General features: G+C 31.7%; 27 protein-coding genes and 1 pseudogene. 6 read left to right on the top strand and 22 right to left on the bottom strand.

Going from position 1 to position 25645, the window contains the following annotated elements; translation table 11 throughout:
- Positions 1–16 precede the first annotated feature (16 nt).
- From corA to ACWGOQ_RS19940, 8 genes are all read right to left on the bottom strand, one after another.
- Positions 17–1081 (bottom strand): magnesium/cobalt transporter CorA, encoded by a 1065-nt coding sequence (gene corA, locus ACWGOQ_RS19975; protein WP_452059499.1) that lies wholly within the window; start codon positions 1079–1081, stop codon positions 17–19.
- 269 nt (positions 1082–1350) lie between these two features.
- Entirely contained in the window at positions 1351–1716 is a 366-nt protein-coding gene (locus tag ACWGOQ_RS19970) for an avidin-fold protein (RefSeq protein ID WP_452059498.1), read from the bottom strand.
- A 240-nt stretch (positions 1717–1956) separates the two neighbouring features.
- Entirely contained in the window at positions 1957–2346 is a 390-nt protein-coding gene (locus ACWGOQ_RS19965) for a RidA family protein (protein WP_452059497.1), read from the bottom strand.
- 171 nt (positions 2347–2517) lie between these two features.
- Complete coding sequence (locus ACWGOQ_RS19960; RefSeq protein WP_452059496.1) at positions 2518–3081, bottom strand: Crp/Fnr family transcriptional regulator; 564 nt, start codon at positions 3079–3081, stop codon at positions 2518–2520.
- A 181-nt stretch (positions 3082–3262) separates the two neighbouring features.
- Positions 3263–6457: an AsmA family protein gene (locus ACWGOQ_RS19955; RefSeq protein ID WP_452059495.1), complete on the bottom strand. Its 3195-nt coding sequence runs from the start codon at positions 6455–6457 to the stop codon at positions 3263–3265.
- Positions 6458–6972: 515 nt separating this feature from the next.
- Positions 6973–7362 carry a VOC family protein gene (locus ACWGOQ_RS19950; RefSeq protein WP_452059494.1) on the bottom strand — a complete coding sequence of 130 codons (390 nt, stop codon included), beginning with the start codon at positions 7360–7362 and terminating at the stop codon, positions 6973–6975.
- Between the two features lie 102 nt (positions 7363–7464).
- Positions 7465–7962: a hypothetical protein gene (locus ACWGOQ_RS19945; protein ID WP_452059493.1), complete on the bottom strand. Its 498-nt coding sequence runs from the start codon at positions 7960–7962 to the stop codon at positions 7465–7467.
- A gap of 150 nt (positions 7963–8112) precedes the next feature.
- Positions 8113–8553 (bottom strand): DMP19 family protein, encoded by a 441-nt coding sequence (locus tag ACWGOQ_RS19940; protein WP_452059492.1) that lies wholly within the window; start codon positions 8551–8553, stop codon positions 8113–8115.
- 733 nt (positions 8554–9286) lie between these two features.
- On the opposite strand from ACWGOQ_RS19940, the gene ACWGOQ_RS19935 reads away from it, so the two are divergent.
- Positions 9287–10321, top strand: coding sequence for a hypothetical protein (locus tag ACWGOQ_RS19935; protein WP_452059491.1), 1035 nt, complete (start codon positions 9287–9289; stop codon positions 10319–10321).
- A 1020-nt stretch (positions 10322–11341) separates the two neighbouring features.
- On the opposite strand, the gene ACWGOQ_RS19930 is transcribed toward ACWGOQ_RS19935, so the two are convergent.
- From ACWGOQ_RS19930 to ACWGOQ_RS19910, 5 genes are all read right to left on the bottom strand, one after another.
- Positions 11342–12166: a sialate O-acetylesterase gene (locus tag ACWGOQ_RS19930; RefSeq protein WP_452059490.1), complete on the bottom strand. Its 825-nt coding sequence runs from the start codon at positions 12164–12166 to the stop codon at positions 11342–11344.
- 172 nt (positions 12167–12338) lie between these two features.
- Positions 12339–13019 (bottom strand): DUF8737 domain-containing protein, encoded by a 681-nt coding sequence (locus ACWGOQ_RS19925; RefSeq protein WP_452059489.1) that lies wholly within the window; start codon positions 13017–13019, stop codon positions 12339–12341.
- A gap of 78 nt (positions 13020–13097) precedes the next feature.
- Positions 13098–13676, bottom strand: coding sequence for a Crp/Fnr family transcriptional regulator (locus ACWGOQ_RS19920; protein WP_452059488.1), 579 nt, complete (start codon positions 13674–13676; stop codon positions 13098–13100).
- A 147-nt stretch (positions 13677–13823) separates the two neighbouring features.
- Positions 13824–14717 carry a sugar phosphate isomerase/epimerase family protein gene (locus tag ACWGOQ_RS19915; protein ID WP_452059487.1) on the bottom strand — a complete coding sequence of 298 codons (894 nt, stop codon included), beginning with the start codon at positions 14715–14717 and terminating at the stop codon, positions 13824–13826.
- Between the two features lie 505 nt (positions 14718–15222).
- A complete protein-coding gene (locus tag ACWGOQ_RS19910; protein WP_452059486.1) occupies positions 15223–15432 on the bottom strand; it encodes a DUF3703 domain-containing protein in 210 nt (69 codons plus the stop codon).
- Between the two features lie 301 nt (positions 15433–15733).
- On the opposite strand from ACWGOQ_RS19910, the gene ACWGOQ_RS19905 reads away from it, so the two are divergent.
- The 5 genes from ACWGOQ_RS19905 (at position 15734) to ACWGOQ_RS19885 (ending at position 19386) form a co-directional block, all read left to right on the top strand.
- A complete protein-coding gene (locus ACWGOQ_RS19905) occupies positions 15734–16183 on the top strand; it encodes a ferritin-like domain-containing protein (protein ID WP_452059485.1) in 450 nt (149 codons plus the stop codon).
- Between the two features lie 202 nt (positions 16184–16385).
- Positions 16386–16940, top strand: coding sequence for a DUF421 domain-containing protein (locus tag ACWGOQ_RS19900; protein ID WP_452059484.1), 555 nt, complete (start codon positions 16386–16388; stop codon positions 16938–16940).
- A gap of 292 nt (positions 16941–17232) precedes the next feature.
- On the top strand, positions 17233–17466 hold the full coding sequence (locus ACWGOQ_RS19895; RefSeq protein WP_452059483.1) for a hypothetical protein: 234 nt from the start codon (positions 17233–17235) through the stop codon (positions 17464–17466).
- Positions 17467–17541: 75 nt separating this feature from the next.
- Entirely contained in the window at positions 17542–17964 is a 423-nt protein-coding gene (locus tag ACWGOQ_RS19890; RefSeq protein WP_452059482.1) for a hypothetical protein, read from the top strand.
- 156 nt (positions 17965–18120) lie between these two features.
- On the top strand, positions 18121–19386 hold the full coding sequence (locus ACWGOQ_RS19885; RefSeq protein ID WP_452059481.1) for an MgtC/SapB family protein: 1266 nt from the start codon (positions 18121–18123) through the stop codon (positions 19384–19386).
- Between the two features lie 57 nt (positions 19387–19443).
- Here ACWGOQ_RS19885 and ACWGOQ_RS19880 read toward each other — a convergent pair whose 3' ends face one another.
- The 9 genes and pseudogenes from ACWGOQ_RS19880 to ACWGOQ_RS19840 form a co-directional block, all read right to left on the bottom strand.
- Positions 19444–19815, bottom strand: a complete 372-nt coding sequence (locus ACWGOQ_RS19880; protein WP_452059480.1) for a hypothetical protein — start codon at positions 19813–19815, stop codon at positions 19444–19446.
- Positions 19816–20071: 256 nt separating this feature from the next.
- Positions 20072–20182, bottom strand: a pseudogene (locus tag ACWGOQ_RS19875) (DUF3703 domain-containing protein); the annotation flags it as partial.
- A gap of 139 nt (positions 20183–20321) precedes the next feature.
- Positions 20322–20597 carry a hypothetical protein gene (locus tag ACWGOQ_RS19870; protein WP_452059479.1) on the bottom strand — a complete coding sequence of 92 codons (276 nt, stop codon included), beginning with the start codon at positions 20595–20597 and terminating at the stop codon, positions 20322–20324.
- Between the two features lie 27 nt (positions 20598–20624).
- The gene (locus tag ACWGOQ_RS19865) at positions 20625–20876 is read right to left on the bottom strand and encodes a hypothetical protein (RefSeq protein ID WP_452059478.1); all 252 of its coding nucleotides are present in this window, start codon (positions 20874–20876) and stop codon (positions 20625–20627) included.
- A 173-nt stretch (positions 20877–21049) separates the two neighbouring features.
- The gene (locus ACWGOQ_RS19860; protein WP_452059477.1) at positions 21050–22054 is read right to left on the bottom strand and encodes a hypothetical protein; all 1005 of its coding nucleotides are present in this window, start codon (positions 22052–22054) and stop codon (positions 21050–21052) included.
- A gap of 209 nt (positions 22055–22263) precedes the next feature.
- Positions 22264–23730 (bottom strand): serine hydrolase domain-containing protein, encoded by a 1467-nt coding sequence (locus ACWGOQ_RS19855; protein WP_452059476.1) that lies wholly within the window; start codon positions 23728–23730, stop codon positions 22264–22266.
- Positions 23731–23827: 97 nt separating this feature from the next.
- A complete protein-coding gene (locus tag ACWGOQ_RS19850; protein WP_452059475.1) occupies positions 23828–24391 on the bottom strand; it encodes a hypothetical protein in 564 nt (187 codons plus the stop codon).
- Positions 24392–24475: 84 nt separating this feature from the next.
- Positions 24476–24754, bottom strand: coding sequence for a hypothetical protein (locus ACWGOQ_RS19845; RefSeq protein ID WP_452059474.1), 279 nt, complete (start codon positions 24752–24754; stop codon positions 24476–24478).
- 123 nt (positions 24755–24877) lie between these two features.
- Positions 24878–25402, bottom strand: a complete 525-nt coding sequence (locus tag ACWGOQ_RS19840; RefSeq protein WP_452059473.1) for a carboxypeptidase-like regulatory domain-containing protein — start codon at positions 25400–25402, stop codon at positions 24878–24880.
- Positions 25403–25645 lie beyond the last annotated feature (243 nt).

Raw genomic sequence — 25645 nt, 5'->3', positions numbered from 1 at the left:
GTTTATTTGAATGTAACTAAAACCATTTTTTCTTTTTAAAAAACAACAGCATACCTATTGCGACAACTACCATCACAACCCACATGATAAAATAGCTATATTTAAAAGAAAGTTCAGGAACATATTCAAAGTTAGTTCCATAAATACCTGCGATAAAAGTTAGCGGAATAAATATTACAGAAAAGACTGTAAGAAACTTCATTATATCATTTAATTTACTGCTTATCGTTGTATGATAAATGTTAAGTTGATCTGATAATATCTCTCGGTAGTTATCTGAAGCGTCATTTGCTTGACTAATATTATCTTCAAGTTCTTTGAAATGTAAATAAGTACTTTCTGTAATAAAGTCTGATTCGGTTTTTGCTAATGAAAAAATCATTTCTTTAGCCGGTTTTATACTTTTTCGTAAAAAATTCAAATCTCGTTTGTAATTATTAATTTCATTAATAACATTTTGATTTGGGTTTAAAAGTAGGTTCTCTTCTAAAGTTTCTATTTTTTCTCCCAAAATACTTATTACATATAAATAATTATCGACTACGATATCTAATAACGCAAAGGTTAAATAATCAGTTCCCCCATTGCGAATTCTCTTTTTTTGCTTTCTAATTCTTTCTCTTACAGGCTCGAATACATCTCCTTTCTGTTCTTGGAAAGAAAGTAACACTGTTTTTGTTAGGATCAAACTTAGATTTTCAACAATTGTTTTTCCGTTTTTATCGTCTAACCTTAACATTTTTATTGTTATCAGAGCACAATTGTCATATTCAATAACTCTTGGTCTTGCTTCCGTGTTTAGCACTTCTGCCATAACCAATGTGTCAAGATTAAACGCTGTTGTTATTTCTTGCATTATTGAGGTATTGTGAAGACCATCAACATTTATCCAAGTAACGGTATCCTTGTGCTGGAATGCGCTCACTTCTTTTACTGTCTTTACATCATTTTCTGTTAAGTTATTAGAATCAAAATCAATAATCCTTAATAAGACTTGGTCTGTTTTTTTTTGCCCTCTAAAAATAAGTTCGTCTGGTGCAAGTCCAATTTCCTGTTTACTCTTTTTTACAAATCTTGTCATATTTTTTAACTCGATAGATTGTTATTTATTCCGGTATTTTTTATGCACGATTGTATTTTCAAATGTACCGTATAACACACAATCGTTAATATCGCTATCGTAGCAATGCAAAATGTTATCTTACATTCTGATTTGTTGCTACCTACTTGGCGGATAGCAGGGCAGTGTGCGATGATTATTAACTTTTCTTTCTGTAAAAAGTGCGCTCTATCAAATATACGAGAAACATCAAGTTTATAACTAAAACATGTTATTGCTTATACTTGAGGTTAAAGATGGTCTAATTCAATTTCTATGTATTCTGATTTGCCACCGGATAAATCTCCATTCAGCCAGTTCCAATCAAATTCTAATTTTAGTTTTCCGTTTTGAGTCTCTGAAATCGTACCTTTTGATTGTCCCGCTTTCAATTCTCCTTCGGTAGTTAGGCATTGATACAAGAGTTCAACGTTTGAATCTTCGGTTTGCTTTCCAATGATGGATCCTTCTTTTATTAATCCTCCTTTATATTTTCCTGTAATGGTTTTGCCATTTTGGAAATAATGAAAAATGGTTTCATTTGATGATAATCCACTTTTATTTTCCATAGTAACAAATTTTTTGTTTTCTAAATTCAGTTTAGAGATGTTTTTCATTGGTCTGCTTTTTAGTCTATTGTCTTATTGAATCTATGATTTAGATACTTTATATATTGATACATTTTTTTTCAAATCCTGTGATATTACCTACGTTATCTCTTACGAAATGAAACCAAAATTCTGCATCTTTATTAAAAAAAACAAAAGCAAAAACAGTTCAATATACATCTTGAACTGCTTTTGTTTTTAAACGAAGTTAGACATTTGTCTTTTTGTTCAGAAAACTTGTAATAAATTTTATTTGACCACAGTCGCTTCGAATTCGACTTTTAGTGTTTCGAAAAGACTTTTTACTTCGAGTACCGTAGTTGTTTGTCTCATTCCATGGTTAATAACCCACTTTTGAAAAATATCAAAACCAGCAAGTAACTCATCTATTGATATTGTATAGATATTTAAACGAACAATGTTTTTACAGTCATAATTTGCCTCTTTAATTACTTGCTCTAGATTGTCTAAAGCCTGTGTGATCTGGCTTCTCATATCTTCGTTACTTGAAATTCCATCAGCATTAATAGCTGTTTGCCCTGAAACATAAAGCGTACCTTCTGTATTTTTCACTTCTGTTGCTTGCACATAATTGCGTGTATCCTGCCATTGCCAAGGGTTAATTATACGTTTTTCCATTTATCTATTATTTAAATTTAATACTCCTCTGTATTTTAAGTGATTCATACTTCATCCCAAAACGTTTATTGTACTTGTAAAGTAATCAGCTACAATACTGATACAAATATCTTAGGAATATTTTCATTTATGTGTGATGTATATCACGAGTATAGAAAACATAAAAAAGAGTTAGTGATGAAGTCGACTTAAAGTCTCACGTGAAACACCCAAGTAAGAAGCTAATAGTGTTTTAGAGACGCGTTGAAATAATAATGGGTATTGTTCAAAAAGTTGCTTATACCTTTCTTGTGCATCTAAAGTCAGAAGCGATACGATTCTATTTTGAGAAGCACAATGGCCAGCATTGGATTTTTTGAGAAAGAAACTTTCTATTTTGGGTAGTTCACAGGATAGCTTTTGGTAGTTTTTAAGGCTAATAGAAAGCACAGAGGTGTCTTCAATACACTGTAATGACATTGTAGCTTTAGATTCTGTAAAGAAGCCTGAAAAATCACTTTCCCACCAGTCTTCCATTGCAAACGAGACGATATGCTGTTTTCCGCCTTCATCTTCATAGATTAATTTTAGAAGCCCTGAAATAATGAAATAGCAATGTTTAACAAGTTCTCCTTGTTGAATGAGAAAATCTTTTTTTTTATACTTTTCAAATGAGAAATAGGATAAAACTAATGCAAATTCATCATCCGTAAGTGTTATTATTTCTTCAATATGGCTTCTTAGTTTTTCTTTCATTTTCAAAAATTAGAATTTCTAGTTTACATGATATCTAAACGTTTTTGTGTTGCAAAGTTTGCATGTAAGATTTAGCTAAAACGCAACATAGCTGACGGCAACTCATGAGTTTCAATAGTTTTGCATCCTAATGTCTTCCTCATTGAGAGAATCAACATTAAAACAGTTCAAAAAATCAATGTTACTTCTCTTTTTTCTTACCTAATGAGACCTTGTAATCATCTACGTTACCTTTGATTTTTAGATTGAGATATTTTATTTTTTTATTAGGATCTACTTCTAAAATTTCATCTTCTTGCTCCATATTAATAACAGTGTCCTTCTTACTTCCGAATAATTTTTGCCAAGAAGCTTTTCTAACCGTTTTCCAGGGAATACGTAAATAATAATCAATATTTTGATTGCTATCATGAGTGCCAGACAATTCCATATGCCCTAAAGTAGATTCAATCGTCATAGATGGAATACGAATCTCCCCTTTATTTATATCTACACTGTTTTGTAAGGTATCAAATCTAATATTCTGTAGGTTCTTATCACCCATATAGTCTGAAAGTGCCTGCATAGGATCATAATTTTGCAATCTTCCATTTAAAACTTTTATGTTCATTTCGATAGTAGATTGATCCAAATCTGGTACCATGTCCGGGTAGACTCTAATAGTACCTTTAATGCTTGTAGTGAGTTGACCTTGTAAGTTTTCTGAGACCAGATGATCTTGTCCAAAATTTTCAAATTTGAACAGTAATTTATCTAAATCAACCTGTTGCATCACCAGATTAGGCTTCATATAAATATGTTTTGGATCACTCCCATTAAAATATCCACTCAATTGAATATTCCCTCCGGCAGCATCCATATGCAGTGTATCTATATAAATGTAATGGTTTGGTGTTGTTCTTAGGCCTGCTTTAATATTTTGAAGATCTATTCGATGGTATATAAAGTGATCCACATCAACCTTAAATTCCATATCTGTAAATGGCAACTCATAGATATTGAAAGCATTTGCATGTTCTTTTACATCTTCTGTTTTTGAACGAACAACTTCTACCGGTTTTGGAGGATTAAAATCAAAATTAAAAAGAGCATCAAAATCTATATAATTCGCATTTAATACTAGATAATTATCTCTTTTCTTTATTTCTTGGTCTTCGCCCAAATAATAGTTTAAATCAAAATTAAAATTCGTGGTGCCTATTTCGCCGTGAAAGTCTTTTATCACCAAATGCTCCTCTTCATAATGAATATTTCCTCTAAAATTTTCAAACCGAAGCGGATGCAATTTCATTTTTGTATCAAGCTTGTCTAAAGTCAGATCAATTGATTGTAACGAAGAATCTTTATAGTGCATCCTAGAGGTAAAATGCAATGCTAAATCATCAAAGGCCTCATGTTGGTACTCTTTTGGAACATAATTATCTCCCTTATACGAAAAGATATCTTCTAGTCTCAATTTCTTAGAGCTTAGATTGATATTTAAATCCACGTCTCCATGAAGTTGCGGTTGCATCCAGAAAGCATACTTGCGGATAAGCCCGTCTGCATGAAAATCACTGTCATCTATATAACCAGTAAAATCCTTTATTTTTAAGTCTTTATCATCTATTAGCACATCGGCATGAAAATCGTGTAGTCTATGCGGATAATGCTTTAAGTCCGCATATAAACTATCGATAAAAAATTCACCTTTTGGTAAATACTCGGATTCTGTAAAATCCTTTGCAGAAGCTTTAAAAGAAAGTCCCAAGCTTAGGTTTTTTATTTGTTCATCGATTCCGGTTTGGGTAGTATCCTGTTTTGAATACCCTGTTAATTCAGCAAGGTCTAAGTAATTCGAGGCAATTTCCAAATGAGTTTCTACTGGGATATTGGTATGATGTACAATTGCAGGTAAATTCGAAAGAAAACCACGCACTGATAGGTCTGAATTTCCCATCAGCATTTCAAACTGATTCAGGGTTGCTTCTTTCCCATTCATGACTAAGTGCACATTCATGTCGTGCAATGGAGCAGGAAATCCTTTGGCAACTAAACTCAAGTCTCTTACAATCAATTCTGCAAAGTACGCTTGATTGAGTTGTTGTAATGCCTTTTCGGGGTTGTCTATATCAATAATATCATGAAAATTCATGTTTAGCGAAACGTATCCCGAAGCATCTTTTACTTGCTCAAGTTCAAAAAAAGCTGCAATAAAATCGAGATTAAAATTAGAATTTACTTGCATATCCACTTCTGGAGATTCAAAATTCTTTACAAAAATAGCCCCTGTAAATTCTCCTTTTTCTAAAGACGCAGTCATATCGGTTAGGGAAAACTCCATGGTACTTGCATCCCTATTTACTCCATTTGTAAAATACCCTTTAAAACCCATGTTATCTATCTTTTTCTCTTTTTCAGTATTTTCTAAGTAGGCTTTTCCAACCCCAAAATTGGCATTAATAAAAGGTTTATTTCCTTTGTTAGCGGGACCCCGAATACTTGCGTTAAAATAGATTTCACCAGCATTTTTGTATTTCTCTAATACAGGTATTACATCTGTTGGAGCAAAAGCAATAAGCATATCAAAATTGGGCTTTGTTCCTTTTATAGAAATGTCTAGATCTACATCGTTCTTTGTATCTATGGCACCTTCTAATTCAAAATCACCATTTTCCATAAGGATGCCCGAAGGCTGAATATCAAGAATACCAGTGTATTCGTTAAATATAAGATCTGTATGAACTTCAAAATGTTTATTATGAATAAAGGTGGTATCACCATCTTTGATCACATTTAGTTCAAAATCTGTATCTATATGCCCAGCGATGATACTATCTTTTTGGCTAAAACCACCTGTGCCAGTGTAAATAAATTTCTCTACATCTGTATTCGTCGCTTCATCTAACGTATGTATATCAAGATTTTTTAATTTAATTTTTTTTAGATGAATATTGGTGGAGGGTGTTTCTGTTTTAGCAGTGTTTGCTAAGGAGTTTTGGATATTGGTACTATTATTTTCATGAATGACAATATTAAATACACCTTCTTCAACTATTACTGATTGGATATCATAGTTTCCTTTTACAATATCCCATAAGTTGAAACCTATGAACATATCTTTTACATCCATGATGATGGGTGCATGATCTTCTTTTGTCTCAAAGATTTGCACATCGTACACTTTGATTGAAATGTATGGGAAGTTGCCAAAAAGAGATAATTCACTCTCACCTACACGAATACGACCTTTGTGTTCTTTATTTAGTTTTGTGATCTCCCCTTTAATTATTTCAGATTGGTTGCTCTGAATATATAGGATTAGACTTCCCACTAACACAACGGGAACTACAAGTACTACTATTATAATTCGTTTCCAGAATTTTTTACTCTTCAAAGCGGCGTTCATTTTGGGGTTGACAAAGGTCTTTGCCTTTAAAAGTAACAAATTCGTATGAAAAAAGCTTATTTTAAAATAGGATTTAGTCTTTGGGTCATCGTATTAGGTATTAGGTATTTAAAAGAGTACAATTTTTTATTTTGGGTAATGGCTAATATATGAAATCATCATTCCGAAAAGTATTGTGATTTTATAGTATTATGAACAGCTGCTTTTACTGATTTGGCTCAAATTTTTAGAAATTGTTTTTGTTTTGTTTGTAAACCCATCACTATTTGTTCCCAACCAAATTGTTCTGTTATTGTCTTGAATCATTGAACGTACACTTGATACTCTTCGTCTGGAGGAGTTTAGAGGTTATTTTTTAGATTCATAAAGAGTTGCATATTTAAAATTTTCCTTTAATCATAAATTTCTGGGGAAACTGGTACTAGTTAAAATCTATACGCATTATTTTATTGCTTATTTTCCGTTCTGATAGCCTTTTTATCTTTTTAAATTTGCAATCTATTTTAAAATTCAAAATCTTTAATTGGGGAAGAGACATCTACTAAAGTCCCGTTTGGATCTTTGAGTAATAATCTCCTCTGACCGTAAAACGTATCGGTAGGTTCGGTTACAATTTCAAAATTTTCCGATTTTGCAATTTTAACTATTTCGTCTGCATTATCCACTACGAACGTAATATAAAATCCTTGTGGATTGTTACGAAATCCGCTCGGTACGATTTCATTCGTTCGATCGATTATTCCTAATTCCAGTTTTTTATCCATTGAGATTAGATGAACAAACCAATCGCTATCATAATCCACATTGAAGTCGAACAGTTTTGTATAAAAATCTCGACTTTCTGCTAACTTGTCAGAACAGATATTCGTCATTATTCTGTTTATTTTCTTCATCTTATTTTCTTTTTAGCTCTGATGATGCATATTTTTCCAATGCACCATAATGGCTCTAATAAAAAATTACTTTACTACTTTTTATTTGTCTAGTAACAACTGTTATTTATTTAGATGAGCCTCTATTTTTTCAAGCGAAATTTTATTCACATTTAGGGCATACTCCCCATAAACCATTTTTTTGTCTAGATCAACATCTAAAAACTCAGTCTTACAGATAAAAAAACTATAATCATTTACTTTCCCATTCTCAGAATTACTCCAGATCTTATTTGGTGCTATCAAATAATGCTTTCCAATTTTGAAATAACCAGTATAAGGTCGACAAAGAGCTCCATTATCTCCCCAAATTTGAATAATTTCTCTGGACTCTTCACCTTTATATTTTTTTATAACTTCTACCTTCATTGCTAAGGGCATTTTCTTTGTTTCTCCATTCATTTCATATTCAGAAAACTCAGAATATTCAATAACTTTTACCAGAGCGACAAATCCTCCGATAGATGTACTAAAGGAGCAATCTCCATTACATTGACAATCGCAAGCAGTTAATTCAAGCGAATGAAATACGATAATTAATACGAGTAAATACTTAATCATTTTTATTAATTCTTAACGGTTTGTATCAGGTTTTTTGCGTAGTTAAGTTTGTAAGGTAGTAAAAGAAAAACAATATTACATAGGTCCGCAGAACTTTCATATGAACACTCACCTAGCAATTGTTTTTAGGGCACCACGTTAACATATGATTTATTTTTTAAGATATATTTCATATCCTATTTTTTGAATATCGTCAACGTTTGTCCAATATAATTCGTCTAACTCATCAAGTCGATTATTTTCAGATTCTGTAAGATATCCGGGTAGGAATTTTGGTATATCCCATAGCTCTTTCACTCTCTCATCATCTTTTAATTTTGATATGATTTTTTCACATTCCGTAATTAAATCAAGTGATTTGATGGCTTTAATTTTTTCAAGAACTCTCTGTGTCTCAATAAAGTTATCATATCCCCAATTGCAGAAAAACTGAATGAATCCACCATTATACATATCAGCCTCTAATCTCCATATCCTGACAACTTCACGTTCTTCATCAGAAAGTTTATTTAAATCACCTCCAAACGTGTCAAATAGTTTATCTACTGTTTCAAAAGAGTATTTTTCAAATTTTTCTCTAATATCACTCATTAGTAAGTTTTTAGTTTGTTGCTAATATTTAATGTATAAGGTGTAACGTATCTTTTAGAGCATGAAGACTTTATACGTATGCTATAATTATTTTTCTAATTGAATAACACTATTCATAAATAAATATTGCAGGCCTTTTAAACTCTATTTTCAATCTTTCTTGCATGGCAAGTATGTTGATTACTGTATTATCTCTGAAAAGATACTCCATATAGATAATGTTGCTCCCGTCTAGACTAATGAAATTTAATTCGTTAATAAATTTTGATTCATTGTTGGGAAGGAGTTTTGAGCTCCCAAACACTGGTATGTAAGAACTTTTCCTTGACGTAGCCTTACTTTTTTTGATAATTAAAAAAAACAGTCTTTATATTCTTTATGTATCACATAAACCGCTGCACCTCTATAAAGGGATCGCACTTTATCAAATGAGTCTCCCGCTCCGCATACTAAAAGAACATCTTATGCTCCACTACATACACTTCTAGCGAGTCCTTAAAAAGAGTGGTCTTTACTACTTCTAATATTTCACTAAACTTGGTTATATCTTTTTCGCCAAAGCTCATAACTATAAAAAAATGAACGTACAAACAAACTTAAAGTACAAATTTACCTCATCATAATAGCGTTTCAACGAATCCAATGAAATTGTAAATAAATGTTAAAATTCAATAACACTAAAACCACGAGATAAGGTATCTCGTACATACCATAAACAACGAAACATTAAAATATGAAAAATATTAAAAATATTAAAAGATTTGCATTATTAGGAGCGTTAGCAGTATCAGGAATACTGGTTTCGTGTAGTGACGATGACGATAATGGAGGAACTATTGAATCTGGTACGACCACGCGACTTTATACGTCAAACAATGCGAATGGTAATATCACATATTACGATCTTACTGACATGGCCAACGTGCAAGCCACCACTTTGGTTACGGCTAGTTTGGCGGCTGATGGCGTATACTATGATGCATCCACAGACGCTGTCATTCAGGCTTCAAGATCAGGGCTATTCCTTGAAGGATTTACAAACATTAGTGGATTAGCATCTGGAACTACTGTGAATCAAACTATAACAGGGGCAGCCGATATGACCAGCCCCCGTGAAGTGGCGGTAAACGGAAATTTTTATGTCGTTGCAGACAATAGTGATGTAGATAGTGATGATTCTACGAATGATGGACGTCTTTTTGTATATCAACGATCAGGAGGAAGTTTTACTTTGAGGAATATAATCACAACTGATTTTAAAGTTTGGGGTATTACTTTTAGCGGAAATGACTTATATGCTATTGTAGATACTACCAACGAATTAGCTGTTTACTCTAATTTTTTGTCGAATACAGCAGATGCCACACTCTCTGCTTCAAAAACAATTGCCGTTGAAGGTATCGTAAGAACTCACGGAATTACATATGATACGAGTTCTAACGTTATGATCTTGACAGACATCGGTGATGCTGGAAGTCCATCTGATGGAGGGTTCCATGTTATTTCTGATTTTTCTACAAAATTTAATGCTACTACAGATGGAGGAACCTTGGTTTTAGCTGAACAAGTACGCGTTGCAGGTTCTAATACAAATTTAGGAAACCCTGTAGATGTTGCGTATGATAGTGATACGGAAACGGTATTTATTGCAGAAGCTGCAAATGGAAGTATTCTTGCCTTCAACAACATTGGAAATGGCGGTAATTTAACTCCCGCTATGAACAATAGCTTAGCATCTGCTTCAGCAGTCTACTTATCAAAAAATTAATTCTGGATTGCTATTCAGTTAGGTCTATATAATTAGTTTAAAAACCATCAGGAAATTATTTCTGGTGGTTTTTTTCATTCATAGTTATCATTTATTTGAAATATTTTTAAATTAACAATCTCATTATAAATTACTTAAGAATACGTGTATGAATTACGAATATCATTTAGATTTAAAATAATTTTGTCAAACACTCTTTTTTTCAATTCAACTTACTTTTCACATTCTCAATTTTCTTGCCCAAGAGAAGGAATAACAATGGTAGCTTCCTACATACATAAAGATTTTTCTGAAAACAGGATGTTGTGCGACCAGTTCAGCTTCTTTTTGAATAACAGCTGTCAGATCCACTTCGGTATCGGACAGTATGATTTTTTTATAAGCCAAATAATATGAAGGGTGATTTTCTGCTGTTGCTTTCCACTCTATAGCAACTACTTTTCTCTCTTTGTAGATGTTAACATTCTTTCAAAAGAAACTTCAATCTTGGCTTCATCTTATTCATACTATTTACCATCGTTTATTACTACCCGTAAATTGTTTTCTTTTTCAATCAAATGAACTGCGACGGGTGTATAAAATCCCTCACTAAAAACTGACCCGAATGACTGCGTTCTTCAATCAATTTATTGTTTAAATAAACACATAACTCATGTTTATTTTTATAATCTCCTGATATATAAAGATTTAATCCTTTTTGTGAATTATTTTGTGATTGCAACGTATTTGAAATAAGAAAAGTCACTACAAAAATGGATGCAATGCAGCTTAAAGTGGTTAAGAGCGACCGTTATCCAAACGATTACTTGTATTAATTTTTTAGAAACGGTAGGGGTTAATCTGAAATCCATATTCATTTAGTTTGCTATATTGTACAGATAATTTTGTAGCGCAACATTCAAAGTTGACCAAAATAGCGTACTTTACATTTATAATAATAGATAACAGTCTTTGGACGGTACGTTTGCTTCCCGAAGGGAACAAACGAACTATACAATTTGGTTGTAGTTAGATTTAGTATTAATTTACAGACAACAATGAAAGCATTTTAACTGCATATCTCCTTCCTAATTCTCTATAGCCTTCTGAGTCAAAATGTGCATTATCTTGTGCCGAACAATTCTTTGATGAAATAATATGTGCAGTATTTACAATATCCGGTAATTTATTTATTATGGTATTCATAGACGAGCAACAGCTATTTTTTTCCGAAACAACTTCACCAGCAAGTAGCGGCGTGGTTTTAGGGTCTAGAGATAAGTCTTTTAGAATGTCAGAATAGATTTTCTTTACATAATATGGCCATTGGGAATCCCCAGTATTTGTTTCCCCTTGATGAAGCAAAACACCTTTTATGACTCCCTTCTTTTGAGCTATTTTCGCCATTTCTATAAGATAACGATATGGATTTCCATTATAATCTGCTACCTTTTTAGTAAACCATTCTTCATTATATGTTAAGGTATAATTTTCATAAATATCTTTATCAAATAATCGTATATCACAACCACCAACAGCTATATTTACGACTCCTATTTTTATACTGTCTGGTAGCTTAGTAATCATTGTTCTACCAAAGTAGTCTACAGGACTTAAACCTGATGTACATTGGCAAATTGGAGGAGTTGCTTTATACCATTTTCCTTTTTTTCTTCCGATATCAGGACAATCCAATGCTTGCAACACAAGAAAATTACTGTCACCTTTTTTATCAATTTCTTCAATTGCACCTTGACCTTCCATATTTGATTGTCCAAAAGATAAGTAAATATGAAAATTGGCATCTTGACCATCACAGTTCAAACTGAATATCAAAATAAATAAAGTCGTTAATAATACTCGCATAGTAGATTCATTTATTTAATCAAACATTGTCTGTAGTAGATTAACTACAACGTGATTGTATAAGATTAATTCGCGTAGTTTAAGCACCTAATTTAGCAAATATAAACCGAATAGAAAATCCGCGAAGTTTTTTGTAAGTAAGCTAGTGATAACCAATGAGTTTGATAAGGTGTTAGTTACTTTTTTTTATTAGTATCAATTGTCTTATGCTGGTCAAGTGAGAAAACAAAACTATCGGCACTATGACTGCTGGTATCCATACAAAAGGAAAGTAAGTTACGCCAATATTGGGTTGGTCAAATGCCAATTGTTGAAAGGGTGTTTGCGCACTTAATACAGCTATCGTCAATATATTAATCAATAGTGCTAAGCACGCGATATTCCATATTAGTAGGCCTGTTCGTCCTATTGTTTTTTTAACAAATACTAAATAGTATATGATTGGAGCTGTAATTCCTGATAAAATGTCATAATTATAGCCGTCAAAGGTCATCAAATCTGGAATTAACCCACTTAAAAAAACATAATAAAGTGTTATTTCCACAGGGATGCGGACAATATGCACTATGGTTAAATATTTTATACTCAGGCTATCTATAAGCTTTTTGCTTTTTTTATTGGTAAAAAGTATCAAAACAAATAAAATAGTCGGAGCAAGTAATAAAGTAAACCTTGGTGGAACTGTTCCAAATTTTTGGTAAAATCCAGTTACTCCTAATACACCTACAATAAGCATCCATAGGATAATGCTGTAAAGAATTTTTTTGTTATCAGAAGCTTTAAAAAATAACCAAAGAGAGAGTAGGGTCGTTAGAATTAGCCCAAGCGATGTGAAAATTGAAATTTCTGCCATTTTGTAATTTTATTGTGAAAATCAAAATTAGGCAGTCAAAAACGTACTCCTCTTGACAAAAGGCAAAAAAAGAGCTGGTTATTTTTTCTTTCGTATTCTACTTAATGTACTATCTGTAACTCCTAGATATGAAGCTATATGTTTCAACGGTACATGTTTTAATATCTCAGGTTTTGAAGTTAGTAAGTGTTGATAGCGCTGTTCGGCAGTTTGATTAATCATAGCATAGTTTCTTTTTTTGGAGGCGATGAATTCTTTAACCAAAATAGCTCTACCAAAATCTCTAAATGCAGGTTTATCATGAAATAACTTGTTTAATTCTTTATAAGAAATGCGATAACCTTTACAATCAGTTATAGCCTGAATGTTGGTTTCAGATGTAACTCTATTAAAAAAAGACGTAACTTCAAAAACGATATTATTTTCTGTAAAAATATCTGTAGTGATTTCATTTCCATCTAAATCATACAGAAAAACCCTCATTAATCCTTTTTGAAGATAAAAATAGTCGTCACTAACTTTATTCTCCTTTAAAAAAAGTGAATTCTTTTTAATTTTTGTAAAGTGAAATGCATTAGCAATTTCTTCAGCTTTTATTTCATTTATCGGAATGGTTTGTTTAATGAATTTTATTAATGAAGATAGATCTTTATCCATATATCAAATTGTAGTTAATGTCTAAATAAGTAGGTGCCTCCAGTTGCTCTGAAGAACTGAATTTTCTGATTTGCATTTTCATATCAAATAACACAGAATACATATTCATTTTTAGTACTTGTTAGCAGCTGGGATTCATTAAATTTCTTATAAATAACGTTGAAGATTTCTCTTAAAATATTGAGCACTCGTAACGGCACTTTCCTTAGCGTTAATTGCGTAATTTCCTCCCTGTTCTATGTAATAAAAATCGAGACCTGATTTAACTGGATCCGGAAGTACATCCTGATAATTAATTAAACCATTGCCTAGTTCAGTGTAATCTCTTGTAATTTTATCAATGTCCTTAATATGCCACAAAACATATCTTCCCGGTTGCGCATCGATTAATTCTTTAGGCGAGAAATTTGAGGAATGAATTACCCAATACATATCCATTTGCAATTTGACAAGAGAAGGATCTGTTTCACTTAAAATAACGTCAAAGCCATTTTCACCATTATGGTTTTGGAATTCAAAACCATGGTTGTGATAAGCAAATCCAAGACCTGCATTATTTACTTGTTCTCCTATGATATTAAGTTTTTTGGACATCAACTTGAAATTGTCAATGGTCCGTTGTTCTGGAGAAATCCATGGCCAGACAATATAATTGCTATCTAAAGTTTGTGCTCCATTAATACACTGATCAACAAAGCGTTTTAGTTCGTCATCAGATTTTTCTAAATATGGAGAAAAACCATAATGACCGCTACTTACCGTTAGGTTTAAACCATCTAAATGTTTTTTAAATTCTGAAGATTTAAGCCCATAATACCTCCCTTTTTCGTTATCAAAACCGTATGCTTCAAAATCTTGATACCCTGCTTTTTTTAAATATTTTAAGGTTTTTATGGGATCTTTCGCCATTTCATCTCTTATGGAATAAAGTTGATACCCCAATTTAAATTTGGAGGAGTCTATTATAGAAAAACTAGTCATAGATAAAACTGAGGCAACTCCTAGAATCCCAGAATTCTCAATAAATTTTCTTCGGTTCATTCTTTTAATTTTCGTTTATAACCTTCTTCCTGCCAATGATAGATGTAAGATGCGCGTTAGTGTCGCTAATGAAATCATTTTGTGTAGCTATAACCAAAGGTAAACTATTTTATCAGGCAATCTTAGCAGCTATGTTAAAGCAGCTTGTGGAGTATCTTTAAGATGTACTAAAATCAAAAGATATGAAAATATAACAAACTGCTTTAGGCAATTTATTCATTGGTATTCACATATACAAGTGTAGCTGGAAGATTCATTGTGCTATGGATTTATATACACATTTATGTAAGTATATAAAGTAGTACTATAAAAAGGATTATATGCTACTACCTAGTATACCAGGTATTGGTTCGATCGTTCCTAGTGGTATAATAAGTGAGTTAACAGATTTGTCAACATGTAAACACCATAAATATTTAATTATAAGGTAATTACAAAATAACACATGTAAGAAACTGAACTAGGGCTTTTCATAGGATACGTCGTTGTGCATATTACTTTATTTTCAGACTATTTTAATTCCTGCTTTGACAAAAATGTCTTGCAGTTCTTTTTTAATTGGAAATGGTTTTAAAGGTGGAACATTCGCTCCTCCAGGATTTCCTACTGGAATTTTTCCAACAAACGATTTTACACCTTCGAAAATCAATATTGGAATTTGTCCGATAATTTCTTTTCTGCTTTCTTGATTATAATCATTTTTAAATTTTCTCAATCATTTATTAATTAGTTCTTATGATTTTTTGGCTTGTGCCAATGATAAGTGTAAGAACTGTTTCGTGGTTTGCTCTGTGATATATAATTTAAAAATAAACGTTTAGCGGTTAGAACCTACTATCCTATTTTAGACATTTTTTTAACTTACTATTTCTGCGAAGTCAAAAATATTCGCAGAGCATACTTCGGATAGCAAGGTTCACAACTTTTCATTAGAGTTAAAAATTATTTTTCTTACACTAATTGGTCATTCTATATAATTGTAATTTTGGTCTTATTAACTTATAAAAAGTAAAACTATGAGTATTACAACAGACAAATTATACGACGAATTAACAGAGATTCTAGAAAAGAATATTGATGCAGTAAAAGGATATAAAAAAGCTGCTGAGAATACTGATAACAAGGATTTACAATCCTACTTTCAAAGTAAAGCGAAAGAACGTTCTGATTTTAATGCCAAGCTAAAGAGAGAAATTAAATTAGCATATAGCGATTTTGATGAAAATGGAAGTTTTGGTGGAACTATGCACAGAGCCTGGATGGATGTAAAAGCATTATTTTCTGCGGATGATGCAGAATCCATGCTAGAAGAGTCTATAAAGGGAGATAAGGCTGCGGTTGAAGAATATAACGATGTTATTGAAGAGACCTCTTTATCTTCTACTTTACGAGATTTATTGGTATCACAAAGAAATAAAATACAGTCCGATATCAGTAACAACAATAGCTTAGAAGACCTTCATTAGAATGAAAATCGTTAGCTAATTAAATAAAAGCTAACTGGATGCATCCAGTTAGCTTTTATTTTTTTTTTATATCTGACCTTGATACAGTTTCTGATATAAGTGTTTCTATTGATCTTACAACCAAATTCTGAATATAAAAAATTTTTAACCAAACATTACTGATATCTATAACATTAATGTAATGATATAAAACCTTTTGGAAATGGAAAATATTTTTATTGGCACCTCAGAGAATATTGGGAGGATCGCCATTAGCGCTCCTATTATCTATTTATTAGTCATCATATACATCAGGATTGTTGGTAAAAGAGCGACCTCACAAATGAACAGTTTCGACTGGATAGTTACTGTTGCAATGGGATCTTTGCTAGCATCAACCATCATTGTAAAAGATATTAAATTAATCGAGGGTGCTTTTGCTATTGCATTATTACTTTTCATGCAATATGCTTTAACCAAAGCTATGCTGTATCTGCCTTGGCTACGGAAGGTGGTTCGTTCTACCCCTCAATTATTGGTATATAATGGGGAGTTCGTTCACGAAAATATGATTAAAGAGCGAGTAGTAGAAAATGAAGTCTTATCTGCAATAAGACATAGAGGTATTCAAAATATCGATGAAGTACACGCAGTTGTTTTAGAAACCGATGCTACCTTTAGTGTTATATCAAGAAAGGAAAATACAAATGCGTATACCTTATCCAATGTTCAAGGTTTACCAGATGGATTAAAAGAAGATCTGAAAAGAAAAAATTAATGATTAACATATTCATATTACAGGCATAAACAATGACGCTGTTCAAATAGAAAATTACCCCATAATTTTTATATCAAAAAATATTATCATCAAAAAAAGAAAACCATTGTCTATTCAATAATCCCTAATTTTCACAGTGCAAAATAGCAATTGTTCAAATAATATCGATCAGAACAATAATATTTTCAATAAAACACCAAAAAAAATACGATGTTCTATAAATTTATAGGTGCTTTTATTAGCATTAAAAAGTTATTATACTCTTTAAAGACTTCTTTAAAACCTAATACAAATGAAAAAGAGAGCAACGTCTGAAAAACTTCCTTACATGAGTAGGATTCCGAAAAAATGGAAGCTTATTAAAGGTGAATATATTAATAAATATAAAGTATTACGGGGTGATGATTTTATTGTTACCCTTTCTGATCCTGATTTTATAACAACTTCAATAGCCAAAAAAACAAATAGAAGCCAGAATGATGTATGTATGGAAATACTTAATTGGGAAACAGATACAGTAAACTAATTATAGCTCTACTTAGTACTTTTTTCAGTACCAGATTTTGATTTCAAATTCGACAATAAATCACTTATCATGACTATGGATACTAACATTTTTAACCAGCTATATACGCAATCGTGTAATTTATATACAATTGGTAGAATTATTGAAACTAATAGCTATTCTACCCTACTTACATCGATAAGAATGAAATTGGTCTATTATGGAGAAACTATAGTACAAAAACTTCGAAATTACTTTGATGCACCAGACATAGATATAAAAACTGTAGCTTTATCGACACCTTATTTTGATACACCTTTCAAATATTCCGAAAAGTATCTGATACGTACTATTAGACATATAGTATATAAATTCAATGATATAATTAGAACAAAATTTGTACCTACTTCTATCCGTAACCTAGTCATACAACTGACTAACTACTGTTCTAACCATTTTAAAATTCCTAAACAACTAAGTTCATCCGTAAAGAGTATGAAAAATGAATACGCTAACTAAAAAACATTCACAATGTGACATAGACATATGAAAAGCTAACCATTTACTAATATTAGAATGTTCTCTGTATTTTACTACCTCAACCCTCTTACGTATTATGATTATTCTGTATTGTGAAAAATCGGTTACTATTACTAACTTAATTTATTTAGAATTTTGATTGATTACGAACTATTTAAAATTATAGGCATATCTCTAGGACTTGGTTTACTAGTAGGGTTGCAACGAGAATATGATGAGCAAAAGATGGCAGGTATTCGTACCTTTTCTATTGTTACCTTATTTGGCAGTCTTGTAGGCTTAATTTCTCAAACGATGGAGAGTGGAGGATTGGTGATAGCTTCAGGAGTTATCGCTCTGGTTACCCTAATAGCTATTGTTAATTATTATAAGGTTACTAAAACCGATCCCGATATAGGGCAAACCACAGAAGTGGCTTTTTTGTATATGTATGCAGTAGGCGTCTATTTGGTTTATGGCGACCTTATAATCGGAGTGACGTTGGGTGTTATCCTTGCAATTCTATTACATCTCAAAAGTACATTAGCTAATTTTGTCGACAACTTACAAGCAAAAGATATAAAGGCTATTATGCAATTTGCCGCAATTTCTCTGGTGATATTACCAATATTACCAGATGAGACCTATGGCAAATATGATGTATTAAACCCTAGAGAAATATGGATGATGGTAGTCTTGATCGTAGGGTTGGGATTGGCGGGTTATATTGTTTATAAATTATTGGGCAAAAAAGCAGGTACATTGGCCAATGGTTTATTGGGTGGGCTAATTTCTAGTACTGCCACCACAGTAACCTTTGCCAAACTCTCAAAATCTGCTACTAACGCAGCAAGATTAACCGCTTTTATTATTTTATCCGCTTCTACGGTTGCGTTAGTCAGAGTCATGATCGAAGTTGCAATTGTAAGCCCTCAAAATCTAAGAGTTGTTGCACCACCTTTTATAGCAGAATTATTTTTAATGATAGTTCTATGTGTATTCCTGTATTTTCACAATAAAAAGAAAAACCAAGAAAAGCTACCTGAACCTGACAATCCTGCACAGTTAAAAAGTGCTTTGATTTTTGGAGCATTATATGCCATCATCCTATTTGCTGTAGCTGCTACCAAAGATTTTTTTGGTGAAAAAGGATTGTATATAGTATCGATCATAAGTGGTCTTACTGATGTAGATGCTATAACGCTATCTTTATCTAATTCGCTAAACAGAGGTGAAATTGAGAGTAATTTAGCGTGGAGGCTTATTTTGATAGCATCACTGGCTAATTTAGCTTTCAAGGCCGTTATTGCCACTACACTGGGTACAAAAAAATTGTACAAATATATCTGGATTACTTTTACATTTGCTATTATTTCTGGATTACTGATTGTATGGTTGTGGCCTGATTCGTGGGTGTTTTGAGGACTTTATCTATAATTAGAAAGAGTTGGAAATTACAAACTTCGAAGCGTGGGAAAATTACTTTATACGACGTAATAACGAAGAATTTAAAGCGTCAATGTTCAAATCCTTTCTTAATTCGAAGCTGATATCATCAGGGTCTTTTACCAATTGTTCTAAAAAATCATCAAATTCGAGAATTTGTTCTTTATTAATATAAATTTCAGAATCAAAAAACCGTTCTTGTAAGATGTTATCAAAAAAAGAAGATAATAATCTTACAGTTTTTTTGGGAACTATAAGAGAATAATTTGTAAGGTAGTTATTGCAAGAACTATCAACCTCATCCACCAGTTTGTCTAAAAATTTACAATTTTCCTTATTTGAATTCTCTAAGCGCTTCTCAGCTTCATCAATATTTTCAGCAAAAAGGCCTATTAGTATTTTCAAATTACCTATTACCTTGATATAGATTTGAACTTTATCTTAGTATCAGTAGTTTTTGCTATCATATCTTCTTCCTAGTATATACACTAAAATTGAAATGATTAGCACTCCTAACGAAAAAATTAGTGTGATAAATGCCATTTAATTATATATACCAAGGTTTACTATATACTAAGACAATTATAATTTAAAATAGTATGTGTAAGAAACTGGACTAGGGCTTTTCATAGGATACGTTGTTGTGCATAATGCTTTATTTTCAGACTAATTTAATTCCTGCTTTGACAAAAATGTCTTGCAGTTCTTTTTTAATCGGAAATGGTTTTAAAGGTGGAACATTCGCTTCTCTAGGATTTCCAACTGGAACTTTTCCAACATTTGAATTTTTATTTTTTCCTTATTTACGTAAAAAGCCAAATTTAAAAATTTGGCGACTTTCTAAACCCGCCTTAACTTTAATTAAATGACTAACTATTAGATACATACGTTGTTGCCATTTCGTTATTATTTCAGTTCATTTCTCGGTATGCCTTCAGACTTACATTCGCAATTCGTTTATGGAATTCAGTGATTAATTCTTTGTACATCGCCACAATAGGTTCAATCGGCTCAGTCCAATCATCGAATTCCAAATGGTACTTCGCGACAATTTTCCATTTATCATCTTTTTCGCACATTATTATTGGACTAAACTTATCTCTATTAGCAATTTTTTCAAGATGTTTAAAATTCTCATTGTGGGTGAGAAAATACTCGATGTTTTCATTATAAGATTTAATTCTCAACCTACTCTTTTTTCTAAGAAACAAATTTCAGAAGTGAGTTACATTATTTATTTCAAATTCAATTGGCTGTATTGTCTTTGACAACTCACAACTAATCGTTGCAACGTAGGCAGTTCCAGTACGATTTATAATCGTGAAATGGTTGTCTTCATAATTAAATTCAACTCGGTAAATGACATTCGGACTTCTCACACCATTAAGAAAAGTAATATTCTCATCTTTGAAGAAAAATCTTCCATTTTCTTTTTCTGCCAGATTTTTAAAGAATGTTTTGTACATTTTTTAGAATAATATTTTTTGAGGTTTGATCATAATGAATGGCAATGTCTTGGCTATGAGTAGTTGCATGGTTTAGCACTTAACTTTGCAAGTACACCCCAACTTGAAAATTCTGCAGGAATTTTAAAAGTAGGCGAGAACGAGCAATTACCTATAGCATTGTTGGCAGTTCGTTATTTTGTTTTATCTGTCCATTCGATGAACTTTATAAACTGTTCACTCCAATAAGACTTTTGTCCATCTTCTGTTTTTACTTTGTATGAATGGTCACAACTAATACAAACTTCAAAGGTTAAATTCTTTTTTCTCTTTTCTATAAATTTAATTGGAAGTAAATAGGCTGTTTCAATGGGCGTACTTTCATCTTCAGTTCCAAAGAGGGCATATATTGGTATAGTCAGTTCAGTTAAATAATCAAGAGGCGCTTTTTCGTAGGTAGACCAGCGTTTGTTGGTAAATCCAAAATGGTCAATTTCAGTTGAATTTGGATTCTCTACTACCGACTTATACCATTCTAAAATACCGATTATGTTCTGGTGTGCTTCCTTGTCTGAAAGTGTACCTTTTAATGACTCAATTCTATTAAAAAGAGAAAATTCATAGAAGTTGTTTAGTACATTTCCTGACCAAAATCCTAGATGTGTTATTTCTTTATTTATCGTAGCCAGAGCAGCTCCAATTGCAGCACCTTCTGAGTGACCGTAAACAATAATTTTTTTAGGATTAGTAAGGTGATTCTCGATGATATGGCTAATTGATGTATTTATTTGTTTTATTCTATACTCAAGATAGTTTTTGTTATAATAGCTTTTAGGAACAACTATTTCTCCATCTTTATAAAGTCCCTCCATTCCTGGCTTTGGAATGATAGCATATGTATAAGTCGAATCTAACTTTTTATAATCATCTCCAAACCAACGATAATAAGTGATTTTATCTTTATCTATTTTATATGTAAAAATAGGATTTGCATCTGTACCTTGAATAAAAACGACCACTTTGTTTGGTTTTGTTTTAGGATTCTTTAGGTAATATACTATGGTATCGTTATCAATTATTATTTGTTCTTGAATAAAGTCATAGTTGTCAAGGGCATCATTAATAGATGGGGTATCATTTATTTGAGCTAAAGAAATACAGGAAATGAAAGTGAATAAAGTGGCAAAGAATATTTTCATTGATTTAATTTTTAACTATTTGACTCTTTTATAGCTAAAATGTTACTGATTTTCGTCTAATGTTCGTTAAGGGACATGGTTAGTATATGAAAAGTAGGCAATTTCGAAGCACCAGACTTTCGGTTAAGTATGAACTTTAATGCGAGTTAAAAGCCTTGATTTTACTACTGTCTCGCCTATTTTTCATAGGATACATTGTTGGGCGTTCGTTATTTTATCTTAATCCATTCGGTCAATTCACCTTGTTTTAAAATACACCGACTTATTGTACCATCATTATCTTTAACAAATTCAATTGTTGCTTGTGGCTTTACAATATCAACCACAAATGTAGATTTAGTTAAAGCAGTTAAATTAGAACTCCATTTGCCTTTTTCCGATAAGACAAGCTTACCTTTCTTAATATTTACATTAACTTCTCTATTTTCTAATGCATAAACTCCTACGTATTGACTTAAATCCTTATCATTAAGATTCAAATCACTTGAGGTAACTAAATTTTCAAAACCTACCCAATTATAAACTGAGGCAACGCTTCTTATAACTTCTTCAATGATTTCTGTGTTTGTGCCATTAACCATAATGACTACTCCATCTCCTTTATCTGCGCCAAAGAAGAACTTACCCCTAAACCCTCTATTTGAACCTGAATGCTGTAAATATAACTCTCCATCTTCTTTTTGAGTAAATAATCCCAATGCTGAATTACTTTTATTTACTGTAGGTTTTATTAGTTCTTTAGCGGATTGTAAAGAAAGGATTTTACTTGGTTCAGTTTTTAAGCTCTGTTGAATATCAATAATTAGTTTTGCTAAATCAGTAGGTGTTGTCCATAGACCAGCAGCAGCAGATTCGGGATATAAATTATAATTATTATTTAAAGTTTTTCCATTTCCTTTATGTCCAAAAGCTAATTCTTTAGGATATTTCTCGAATTCAATAGAGTAGAAAGAATTACTCATTCCCAATGGGCTGAAGACTTCTTTATTCACAAAATTCTCATAAGACGAATTTGTGATATCTGATAGAATTAGTTGAGAAATGATTGTCCCTCCTCCAGAATATTTGAAGCTTTTATCAGATTGCTGAATTTGCTCTACTTTATCTGAATTTGCAGGACTATGGCCTTCTAAAATTTGAATTATTGATGGAAGTTTATTTGAGGTTTTATATCCGTTAAATCCGTGTGTTGATAATCCAGCCGTATGACTCAAAAGTTGACGAATTGTAATTGGTTCATTGCCAACATTTTCATTAATGGAAAATTTCCAAGAAGTCAGATAATTATTAATATCTTCATCTAAATCTATTTTATTGGATTCCATTAACGTCATTAAAGTAACAGCATTTACGAATTTGCTCATAGAGGCAGCTTGAAAAACGGTTTGTTCAGTAACGTTTGGGAATTCTTTACTCCCCGTAGAACCGTAACCTTTAGTCCAATCTATTTCATAATTATGGATTACCGCAATACTTAGTCCTGGAACATTATATTTCCTCATTTGCTGTTCAAGGTTCCAAAGTGCTTCTCCTTGATTTAAGACTAAAGGACTAAGACTATTTTCAACTTTTTCTATTCTTTGTTGAACCGTTTCAGAATCACGGTTTTTATTAGTCTGTGCGTATGAAGCAAATCCAATGTAACTGATTAAAATAGTGAAGAGTAGTTGCTTCATTGTGATAGTTTTTATTTCTGTGTTGAACGGTGTTCCATAATGACGCACAACGGTAAATATAACAAACGTTGCTGACCTAAAGGGTAGCTATGTTTTGTTATAACGTGTTGTGTACAGTTTTTCTTTTCATTATTTCGAATATCCCCAACATCAAAATTGCAATTATTACTCCTTGTAGAAGCAACATTCCAATTCCGAATACAAAGGGATTTATAAATTCAGTATTTCCATTTTCCGCAGTTAAATAATCTCGATGATAACTAGTTCCAATTATTACAAAACGCTCAAAATAAGCTCCGATTTTCATACAAAATGCGACTAACAGAACGTACCAAAATTTAGCGGCTAATTTTTTATTAAATAACGTAAATGGTAAAATCAAAGCTGATAAAAACATAATCCAATATATAATTGCGTAAGGTCCAACTGCACGATTGACAGATGCGGATTCCTCAGGATTAAGTATAATTCCAATTAAAGTTATTGTCCAAGTAATAAATGAATAGACAATAATTACCCAACATACTAAATTCAGTGCTTTTTTGATTTGAAATCGGTTTTTAAAGAAAACTTTGACTAGAAACAAAGTCAGAATTATAGGAATAAGGCATTGAATCAGATTCACATCTACTATTTTTATGATTCGGTCATATAATTCCATTTTATGATTTTAGTATCTTCTTTCCTCTGTTATAACAGGGTTGTCGTTTTTGTCAGCGTGTATTTTTCCTGCATAAACTTCTCTTCAGTTTAATTGTTCTTTAATTTTATAAGCTATTTCTGATTCGTCTAATTCCGTCCCATTATTCGATTTAACTTCTATTATAATAGGTTTGTTATATTCTCCTTTTTTCCAATCGTGAGGTCGACTAATATTTAGGTATAGATTTGATTTTCGGTCAGTTGATTCAATCCATTCCCAAACATTTTCGTAATCTCTATATAAATTGTCAACTTCAAAAATCTTTTCAAAGTCAGATTGCAAATCAGTTAACTCTTTTTTTATATAAATCCAGAATTTCATTTTCTTGAATTGTACATAACGGATTTGTGTATGGTTAGTTGCGTGTTTAAGCACGTAATTTAGCAAATAAAAACCTAATAGAAAATTCGTGAGGATTTTTGTGAGTAGGCTATAACCAAGCAATTAATTATATATTTTGTTGCCAGTAGTATTATTTTTTTCTTGCTCTTTTTTATATTTTTTGTACGCTCTTTTGTTATTAAAGATTGTTTCATGTCCTACGTATTCTCCACCTGATTCTGTATAAATTTTCAATTCGCGTAATTCTCCTGATTTAAAACTCAAATCATCAAATTCCAATGTCCTAAATTCAGAGTTTTTTATTATCTGCATTTGATATATTCCATCTGGTATATTTAATTGAAAATTTCCATAAAAGTCAGTTATTGTTTTATAAGTTTTGTTTTCATTTTTATTAATAAAGTTCAATTTAATATTTGCAACAGCGGATCCAAAATCAACTACATTACCATTTATAGAGACAATTGTTGTGTCAGCAATTTCTGTCAAATTATTTTCCTTAATCTCTCCCATAAAAAAAGGTTCATATTTGACTTCCGTAACTGTATATGTTTTCTTTATTGGCGAACAGGAAACTAGTCCAACAGATAAAAATGAAATTATTATATTTAGAATGCGATCGGTCATATTACTGGTAACGGTTAGTATAAGGTTGGTGCGGTTTTGTGTGCGAAGATTTTCCTTCGGAAAATCAGACGTAACAAAATTGCACCAATCTTTTATTAAGCACCTAATTTAGCATTATTTTTAGCATCTATGTAAAAGCAGCTTGTCAAGTATCTTTAGGATGTACAAAAATCAAAAGATATGAAAACACAACAAACTGCTCAAGCTAAGTTATTTATTGGTATCGACATACACAAGCGCAGT

Source organism: Aquimarina ulvae, assembly GCF_053613295.3.
The sequence above is the reverse complement of the archived record's forward strand: the minus strand, read 5'-3'. Positions and strand labels throughout refer to the sequence as shown.

Bases quoted from the DNA above. Each gene is read 5' to 3' on its own strand.
- ACWGOQ_RS19900 (WP_452059484.1), top strand. From the start codon at position 16,386: ATGGAAAATATTTTTATTGGCACCTCAGAGAATATTGGGAGGATCGCC.
- corA (WP_452059499.1), bottom strand. From the start codon at position 1,081: ATGACAAGATTTGTAAAAAAGAGTAAACAGGAAATTGGACTTGCACCA.
- ACWGOQ_RS19930 (WP_452059490.1), bottom strand. From the start codon at position 12,166: ATGCGAGTATTATTAACGACTTTATTTATTTTGATATTCAGTTTGAAC.
- ACWGOQ_RS19960 (WP_452059496.1), bottom strand. From the start codon at position 3,081: ATGAAAGAAAAACTAAGAAGCCATATTGAAGAAATAATAACACTTACG.
- ACWGOQ_RS19840 (WP_452059473.1), bottom strand. From the start codon at position 25,402: ATGACCGATCGCATTCTAAATATAATAATTTCATTTTTATCTGTTGGA.
- ACWGOQ_RS19965 (WP_452059497.1), bottom strand. From the start codon at position 2,346: ATGGAAAAACGTATAATTAACCCTTGGCAATGGCAGGATACACGCAAT.
- ACWGOQ_RS19860 (WP_452059477.1), bottom strand. From the start codon at position 22,054: ATGAAAATATTCTTTGCCACTTTATTCACTTTCATTTCCTGTATTTCT.
- ACWGOQ_RS19950 (WP_452059494.1), bottom strand. From the start codon at position 7,362: ATGAAGAAAATAAACAGAATAATGACGAATATCTGTTCTGACAAGTTA.
- ACWGOQ_RS19915 (WP_452059487.1), bottom strand. From the start codon at position 14,717: ATGAACCGAAGAAAATTTATTGAGAATTCTGGGATTCTAGGAGTTGCC.
- ACWGOQ_RS19920 (WP_452059488.1), bottom strand. From the start codon at position 13,676: ATGGATAAAGATCTATCTTCATTAATAAAATTCATTAAACAAACCATT.
- ACWGOQ_RS19890 (WP_452059482.1), top strand. From the start codon at position 17,542: ATGGATACTAACATTTTTAACCAGCTATATACGCAATCGTGTAATTTA.
- ACWGOQ_RS19940 (WP_452059492.1), bottom strand. From the start codon at position 8,553: ATGAGTGATATTAGAGAAAAATTTGAAAAATACTCTTTTGAAACAGTA.
- ACWGOQ_RS19865 (WP_452059478.1), bottom strand. From the start codon at position 20,876: ATGTACAAAACATTCTTTAAAAATCTGGCAGAAAAAGAAAATGGAAGA.
- ACWGOQ_RS19935 (WP_452059491.1), top strand. From the start codon at position 9,287: ATGAAAAATATTAAAAATATTAAAAGATTTGCATTATTAGGAGCGTTA.
- ACWGOQ_RS19895 (WP_452059483.1), top strand. From the start codon at position 17,233: ATGAAAAAGAGAGCAACGTCTGAAAAACTTCCTTACATGAGTAGGATT.
- ACWGOQ_RS19845 (WP_452059474.1), bottom strand. From the start codon at position 24,754: ATGAAATTCTGGATTTATATAAAAAAAGAGTTAACTGATTTGCAATCT.
- ACWGOQ_RS19855 (WP_452059476.1), bottom strand. From the start codon at position 23,730: ATGAAGCAACTACTCTTCACTATTTTAATCAGTTACATTGGATTTGCT.
- ACWGOQ_RS19945 (WP_452059493.1), bottom strand. From the start codon at position 7,962: ATGATTAAGTATTTACTCGTATTAATTATCGTATTTCATTCGCTTGAA.
- ACWGOQ_RS19970 (WP_452059498.1), bottom strand. From the start codon at position 1,716: ATGAAAAACATCTCTAAACTGAATTTAGAAAACAAAAAATTTGTTACT.
- ACWGOQ_RS19905 (WP_452059485.1), top strand. From the start codon at position 15,734: ATGAGTATTACAACAGACAAATTATACGACGAATTAACAGAGATTCTA.
- ACWGOQ_RS19925 (WP_452059489.1), bottom strand. From the start codon at position 13,019: ATGGCAGAAATTTCAATTTTCACATCGCTTGGGCTAATTCTAACGACC.
- ACWGOQ_RS19850 (WP_452059475.1), bottom strand. From the start codon at position 24,391: ATGGAATTATATGACCGAATCATAAAAATAGTAGATGTGAATCTGATT.